Source organism: Pseudomonas endophytica, assembly GCF_001411475.1.
Lineage (GTDB): Bacteria > Pseudomonadota > Gammaproteobacteria > Pseudomonadales > Pseudomonadaceae > Aquipseudomonas > Aquipseudomonas endophytica.
This window is the reverse complement of record NZ_LLWH01000190.1, coordinates 21583-28294: the sequence shown is the minus strand read 5'-3', so window position 1 is coordinate 28294 and position 6712 is coordinate 21583. Positions and strand designations below refer to the sequence as shown.

Genomic DNA, 6712 nt, shown 5'->3' with positions numbered 1-6712 from the left:
CGCCTACCTCAAGCAAAAACTGGGCGGTCAGATCGGCATTGGCTCAGCGATTACCCAAGTCCAAGGGGTGTTCCGGGACATCTATCACTTAGAGCCTGAGTTCAAGCTGGACGGCTCGCAGTTTGATCGCTTGTTTGAGCCGGATGAGATTTTCCACATCGGACGTTTGCGTGTGCAGGCCCTCCACGTACCGGGACATACCCCAGCCGACATGGCCTACCAGATAGAACACGACAACCTATTTGTCGGCGATACCCTGTTCATGCCGGATGTGGGCACCGCGCGCTGCGACTTTCCGGGGGGCGATGCACAGCAGTTGTATCAATCCATCAAGCGCTTGCTCGCCTTGCCGGACGCGACTCGATTGTTCATGTGCCACGATTACCCACCAGACGGGCGCGAAGCCGTGTGGTCGAGCACCGTGGGTGAACAACGCGCGCGAAATATCCACGTTAACGACAACGTTGCACTGGCAGACTTTGTCGACATGCGCACCACCCGCGACGCCACGCTTGGAGTCCCGGCACTGTTGATCCCGGCGATCCAAGTCAACATCCGCGCTGGCAACCTACCGCCCGCCGATGAAAGCGGCCTGCGCAGCTTAAAAATCCCGCTTAATTGCTTTTAAAATGGGCTGCGATTTTCTTGTTTTTAACAGCCAAAATGATCCCAAGCCAAATTCCAAGCATAAAAATCCGGCCTGAGCCGGATTTTTTATTCACGAATCACTGCATCCATGGTGGAGGCGGCTCTTCGGTTTTGCTCGGTGGCGCGTCATCTGCGGCACGCACCGCCTGACGACGTTCTTCGTCCAAGCGCGCTGCTTCGATCTCACGGATCACACCGCCGACATCTGCCAAGTCTTCCGGCTCGTCAAACTCGCCGGTCAACACGCTGCTCGGGCTCAAAGTGCCCGCTTCATACAGCGCCCACATTTCTTTGGCGTACTTGGTTTTCTTCAACTCAGGCGCAAAACGCCCAAAGTAAGAAGCCATGTTGCCCACATCGCGCTCCAACATGCTGAACGCGTGGTTATTACCTGCCGCATCCACCGCCTGAGGCAAGTCGATAATCACTGGCCCCGTAGGCGTGAGCAAGACGTTGAACTCGGACAAGTCACCATGGACCAGTCCCGTACACAACATCAGCACGATCTGCGAAATCAGGTACGCGTGGTACTCGCGGGCTTGATCCGGCTCTAACACCACATCATTCAAACGCGGCGCAGCGTCGCCGTACTCATCGGCCACCAGTTCCATCAGCAGCACGCCTTCAAGGAAGTCGAACGGCTTGGGCACGCGAACACCAGCGCCCGCCAACCTGAAGAGTGCGGCTACTTCGGCGTTCTGCCAGGCATCTTCGGTTTCTTTACGACCGAACTTGGAGCCTTTGGCCATCGCTCGGGCCTGACGGCTATTGCGAACCTTGCGACCCTCCTGATACTCAGCGGCCTGGCGGAAACTTCGTTTGTTAGCCTCCTTATAAACCTTGGCGCATCGCAGCTCATTGCCGCAGCGGACCACATAAACAGCTGCTTCTTTACCACTCATAAGTGGGCGCAGCACCTCGTCGATCAGACCGTCTTCGATCAGGGGTTCTAAGCGTTTTGGAGTCTTCATCAGCTTTTATTGTGGGTCCTTTGTTACCAAACACGCGAATGTCACTCGTTATACGGCAATCCACTCACTACGGGGAGAGGGGGACCGCACAAGAGTCGCTTGTAGGCACGTCATGTGCCAAAAAATCCAACGTTTACCGCTCTGGATAATAGACGAGCGACAAACATCGGGTATCGACTAATCCCGTTTATCAGACGCGCACCCTACTAGAGCCAAGCAGAATGTATGCAGGTCTTTTCCGAAAGCGCCGCTCTCAATGTCTGAATAACTCGCCGGGTGTGAAGCCAAACATTTTTTTAAACGCCGCGATAAAAGCGGAGGTCGACTCATAGCCACAGGACAACGCGGCCAAGGTCACACTGCCGCCCTCTTCCAACACCCGCAAAGACGACAACAAACGCATACGCTGGCGCCAACTGCGAAAACTCATGCCTGTTTCACGGTCAAACAGGCGCATCAGGGTTTTTTCAGAAGCCCCCAAACGCTCAGCCCACTGGCTCAAGGTGACGTCCGCGTCGGGGTTCTCGATCAGCTCGTTACACAGCGCCAACAACCGTGCGTGCCGCGGTAATGGCAACGAAAAGCCGACCTGGCTCAGGCCTGCCAGTTGGTCGAGCAGCACCTGCACCAAGCGCTCTTCAGGGCTGCCACCTTGCGGGTAATACACTGGCAACGCGCAAAAACTTTTGATCAGCTCACGCGCCAGCGGCGTCACTTCCAACACACGACAGTGTTCAGGCGCCCACAGGCAATCCTCGCGACGCACATACAGACTGCGCATTTCAGCGCGCATCGACGTCACGACCTCATGCTCAAGCCCGGCCGGAATCCAGACACCCCACTGTGGCGGCGCAAAAAAACTGCCTTGATCGGTATGCACACCCAGCACCCCGCTGATGGCGTAAGAAAACTGCACCCAATCGTGTCGGTGACGTGGAGTCCACGAGCCAGCGCCCAAGCTTTCGGCTCGGGCATACAGGGGCCTGGGTAAGGCATTAAGCGCAGGAATGGCGCGTTCTGCACCCCGTTGTCCGTTTGGCGGCATTGGTTGGCCTTATGTCGCAAGACGTCAGAAAGGTTCGACGTTAGGCTAAGTCATCAATTCTTACAATGTTCTGGTGCCGACGATGCATGTGTTCAAACACCTCAAACGATTGTTCACAGACTGGTTTCTGTGCGGCATGTTGTTAGCGACCCTGCTTGCCTACTTCTTTCCAACGTTCGGCGGTACCGGCGGTGCCATGCACGCGGAAATCGTGATCAACATCGGCGTGTTTCTGGTGTTCTTCCTGCACGGGGTCAACCTGTCCAGCGAGCAAATTCGTCACGGCCTAAAAAACATCCGTCTGCACTTCATGGTTCAGGGCTTCACCTTTATCGTGTTTCCGCTGATCTGGGTGGTCGCCAACACACTGCTGGGGGCACATATCCCGCCGCTGCTGATGCTCGGCTTCTTCTACCTCTGCGCCCTACCTTCAACGATTTCTTCGTCTGTAGCGCTGACCGGCAGCGCTGGCGGTAACGTGCCCGCTGCGATTCTCAACGCCAGCCTGTCGAGCGTACTGGGGATATTCTTGACCCCACTGCTGGTGAGCTTCGTCGTCGGGAGCGGCTCGGGCGGTATCGACTTGGGCTCAACGCTCCTCGACCTGTGCGCCATGCTGTTACTGCCGCTGGTACTCGGGCAACTGGTACGCCCAGTGTTTGGACGCTTCTTCGCCCGCCACAAGCGCTACACCAACATCTGCGACAAAGTGGTGATCTTGCTGCTGGTGTACGCGGCCTTCTGCAACTCGATGGTCTCGGGCATGTGGCAACAGCAAGGCTCCTCGGTGATCTTCAGCGCCTTCGTTGGCAGCGCGATATTGCTCGCGATTATTCTGTGGATGACCACCCGCAGTGCCCGCGCCTTGCAGTTCAGCACCGCCGATGAAATTGCTGCGGTGTTTTGCGCCAGCAAAAAATCACTCGCTGCCGGGGCCCCGATGGCCGCATTGATCTTCGGCGCCAACCCTGGCTTGGGCCTGATCTTGTTGCCGATCATGATCTACCACCCACTGCAATTGATCGTCTGCTCGGTGATGGCTGAAAGCTACGCCACCCGTAATCGACAAGAGCAAGCCGAGCAAAGCGCAAATGCCGTCGCAGCCAATTAGCGGCCTGAAAGGCTCAAGTGCGATTACAGCGAAAGCTCGCTCCACAGCTCATCTTTTTGATCTTTTTATGTCGCCTGCGTTGCTGCGGCCACAACCGGAGCAGCTTCTGCTTTTGGTAGGAGCTGCCGCAGGCTGCGATCTTTTGATCTAAAAGCGCCTGAATCCAAGCAGGAATACGTCCGGGATTAACGCTCAATAATCGCGGTTACACCTTGGCCACCCGCTGCGCAGATCGAGATCAACCCTCGCCCCTGCCCGGCGCTGGCCAGTAGCTTGGCCAAGTTGGCCACGATGCGCCCGCCCGTTGCTGCAAACGGATGACCTGCCGCCAATGAGCTGCCTTTGACGTTGAGTTTGCTGCGATCAATGGCGCCCAACGGCCCTGCCAAACCGAGCTTTTGCTGGCAATACTCAGCGTCTTCCCATGCTTTCAAGGTACACAGCACCTGAGCGGCAAATGCCTCGTGAATTTCGTAGTAGTCAAAGTCCTGCAAGGTCAGGCCATTACGCGCCAACAGCCGTGGGACCGCATACACAGGCGCCATCAGCAACCCTTCAGCTCCGTGGACGAAATCCACCGCCGCCGTTTCACCATCGCGCAGGTAAGCCAATATCGGCAAGCCACGTTCTTTAGCCCACGCCTCACTCCCCAGCAACACCACTGATGCTCCATCGGTCAGCGGTGTGGAGTTACCCGCCGTCAACGTACCTTTGGCGCTGCGTTCAAACGCGGGTTTAAGCGCTGCTAGCTGTTCCAGTGTCAATTCCGGGCGTAGATTGTTGTCGCGAACAAGCCCCAAAAACGGGGTAAGCAAATCGTCCTGCCAGCCCTCGTGATACGCCGCCGATAACGCCTGATGGCTGTGCAAGGCCAAAGCGTCTTGCTCGTCTCGAGGGATGTGCCAAGTCTGCGCCATCAATTCGCAATGCTGGCCCATCGACAACCCGGTGCGGGGTTCGCCGTTACGCGGGAAGGCGGGCTTCAAAAACTGCGGGCGCAATTGCAACAAGGCTTTGACTTTATCCAACGGTGCCTTGGTGCGGTTGAGCTGCAATAACCACTTGCGCAGCCCATCATTCAGGCCAATCGGCACGTTAGAGGCGCTGTCTACGCCTCCGGCAATTGCACAGTCGATCTGCCCCAAAGCAATTTTGTTGGCCGCCAGCAACGCCGCCTCAAGCCCAGTCCCGCAGGCTTGTTGCAGGTCGTAGGCCGGGGTTTGCGGCGACAGGCGCGAGCCCAGTACGCACTCACGGGTCAGGCTAAAGTCCCTGGAATCCTTGAGTACCGCCCCGGCCACTACTTCGCCCATGCGTAACCCATGCAGGTTGTAACGTTCGATCAGCCCTTCGAGGGCAGCGGTCAACATCGTCTGGTTGCTGGCCGTCGCGTACGGCCCGTTAGAGCGGGCAAATGGAATTCGGTTACCACCAATGATGGCTACTCGGCGCAAACTCATAAGATGCTCCCTATCCTTTCAAGGCCATTGATCGTTACAAGCGTAGGTTCAATCGCTGAAAACGAACGACCATGACGTGTTTGTGGTCAACCCTTTGAACCCCATCTGTCGGAGAGTGTTCCATGTCAGACCGTTATATCGACTTTGCCAACTCATCTATCGGCCATCGACTGGTCGGTGCATTGGGGCTGCCGTCGCCGGTACGACTGGAACGCTGGCAAGCAGGACGCTTACGTCCGATAGAAGGTGCGTTGTTACTCGGCGGCGGCGCTCTGGCAGCCAACGTCGGCGCTATCGCGCCGAAGCTCACCGATGCTGTGTTCAGCTATGGCCCCGGCGCGTGGGAAGCCAACCCATGGATCCCCGGCCAAGGCCCCAAGCTCAAAGCCGTGGTGTTTGATGCTAGCGAGTTGCTGCACCCCGATCAGCTCAAGCAATTGCGTGAGTTCTTTCAGCCACTGCTGCGCAGCTTGGCTCCAAGCGCGCATATCGTGATCCTAGGCCGTGCGCCCGACACCCAGCGCGACCCTTTTGCCGCCAGTGCGCAGCGCGCGCTCGAAGGCTTTGCTCGATCACTGGCCAAGGAGTTGCGCAGCGGCGGCACCTTGCAACTGCTGTATATCGACGACGGAGCAGAAGACCAACTTGAAGGCGCGTTGCGGTTTTTCCTTTCACCGAAAAGTGCCTTTATCAGTGGTCAAGTCTTGCGCCTTAGCCCATGCGACACGCAGGTGCAGGACTGGACGCGCCCGCTTAGCGGCCGCACAGCGCTGGTCACTGGGGCTGCTCGCGGTATTGGCGCCGCGATTGCCGAAACGTTAGCCCGTGACGGGGCCGAGGTGGTGTTGCTCGACGTACCGTCGGCCAACACTGAGCTTGAGGCGCTGGCGGCACGCTTGGGCGGGCGCAGCATTGCCTTGGACATTTGTGCCGCAGACGCCCCAGCGCAGTTGATCGAATACTTACCTGAAGGGATCGACATCGTGGTCCACAACGCGGGCATTACTCGCGACAAAACCTTGGCCAATATGACACCTGAATTTTGGGATGCGGTGCTCGCCGTCAACCTCAACGCCCCTCAAGTGCTGACTAAAGCCCTGCTAGACAGCGGCACGTTGCGCGACAACGGCCGAGTGGTGTTGCTCGCCTCGATCAGCGGAATCGCCGGTAATCGTGGGCAAACCAACTATGCCGCGAGCAAAGCCGGGCTGATTGGCTTGGCCCACGCGTGGGCGCCACTGCTGGCGGAGCGCGGGATTAGCATCAACGCCGTTGCGCCGGGCTTTATCGAAACCCAAATGACCGCGCACATCCCGCTAGCCCTACGCGAAGCAGGTCGGCGCATGAGCTCGCTGGGCCAAGGTGGTTTGCCACAAGACGTTGCCGAAGCCGTTGCTTGGCTCGGCCAGCCGGGTTCTGGTGCCGTCAGCGGGCAGGCGCTGCGGGTCTGTGGGCAAAGTGCATTGGGGGCTTGAAG

General features: G+C 57.9%; 6 protein-coding genes. 3 read left to right on the top strand and 3 right to left on the bottom strand.

The window, feature by feature from the left end; all coding sequences use genetic code 11:
* Positions 1-628 (top strand): MBL fold metallo-hydrolase (locus AQS70_RS16935; RefSeq protein ID WP_055103915.1); only part of this gene is annotated, 628 nt, incomplete at its 5' end.
* A 97-nt stretch (positions 629-725) separates the two neighbouring features.
* On the opposite strand, the gene AQS70_RS16930 is transcribed toward AQS70_RS16935, so the two are convergent.
* Together AQS70_RS16930 and AQS70_RS16925 are read right to left on the bottom strand one after the other, a co-directional pair.
* The gene (locus tag AQS70_RS16930; RefSeq protein WP_055103914.1) at positions 726-1619 is read right to left on the bottom strand and encodes a PA4780 family RIO1-like protein kinase; all 894 of its coding nucleotides are present in this window, start codon (positions 1617-1619) and stop codon (positions 726-728) included.
* A gap of 253 nt (positions 1620-1872) precedes the next feature.
* On the bottom strand, positions 1873-2664 hold the full coding sequence (locus AQS70_RS16925; RefSeq protein ID WP_055103913.1) for an AraC family transcriptional regulator: 792 nt from the start codon (positions 2662-2664) through the stop codon (positions 1873-1875).
* A gap of 82 nt (positions 2665-2746) precedes the next feature.
* Between AQS70_RS16925 and AQS70_RS16920 the strand changes: the two genes are divergently transcribed.
* Entirely contained in the window at positions 2747-3775 is a 1029-nt protein-coding gene (locus AQS70_RS16920) for a bile acid:sodium symporter family protein (protein WP_055103912.1), read from the top strand.
* A 185-nt stretch (positions 3776-3960) separates the two neighbouring features.
* Here AQS70_RS16920 and AQS70_RS16915 read toward each other — a convergent pair whose 3' ends face one another.
* The gene (locus tag AQS70_RS16915) at positions 3961-5235 is read right to left on the bottom strand and encodes an acetyl-CoA C-acetyltransferase (protein ID WP_055103911.1); all 1275 of its coding nucleotides are present in this window, start codon (positions 5233-5235) and stop codon (positions 3961-3963) included.
* 122 nt (positions 5236-5357) lie between these two features.
* Here AQS70_RS16915 and AQS70_RS16910 point away from each other — a divergent pair, with 122 nt between their 5' ends.
* On the top strand, positions 5358-6710 hold the full coding sequence (locus AQS70_RS16910; protein WP_055103910.1) for a 3-oxoacyl-ACP reductase: 1353 nt from the start codon (positions 5358-5360) through the stop codon (positions 6708-6710).
* Positions 6711-6712 lie beyond the last annotated feature (2 nt).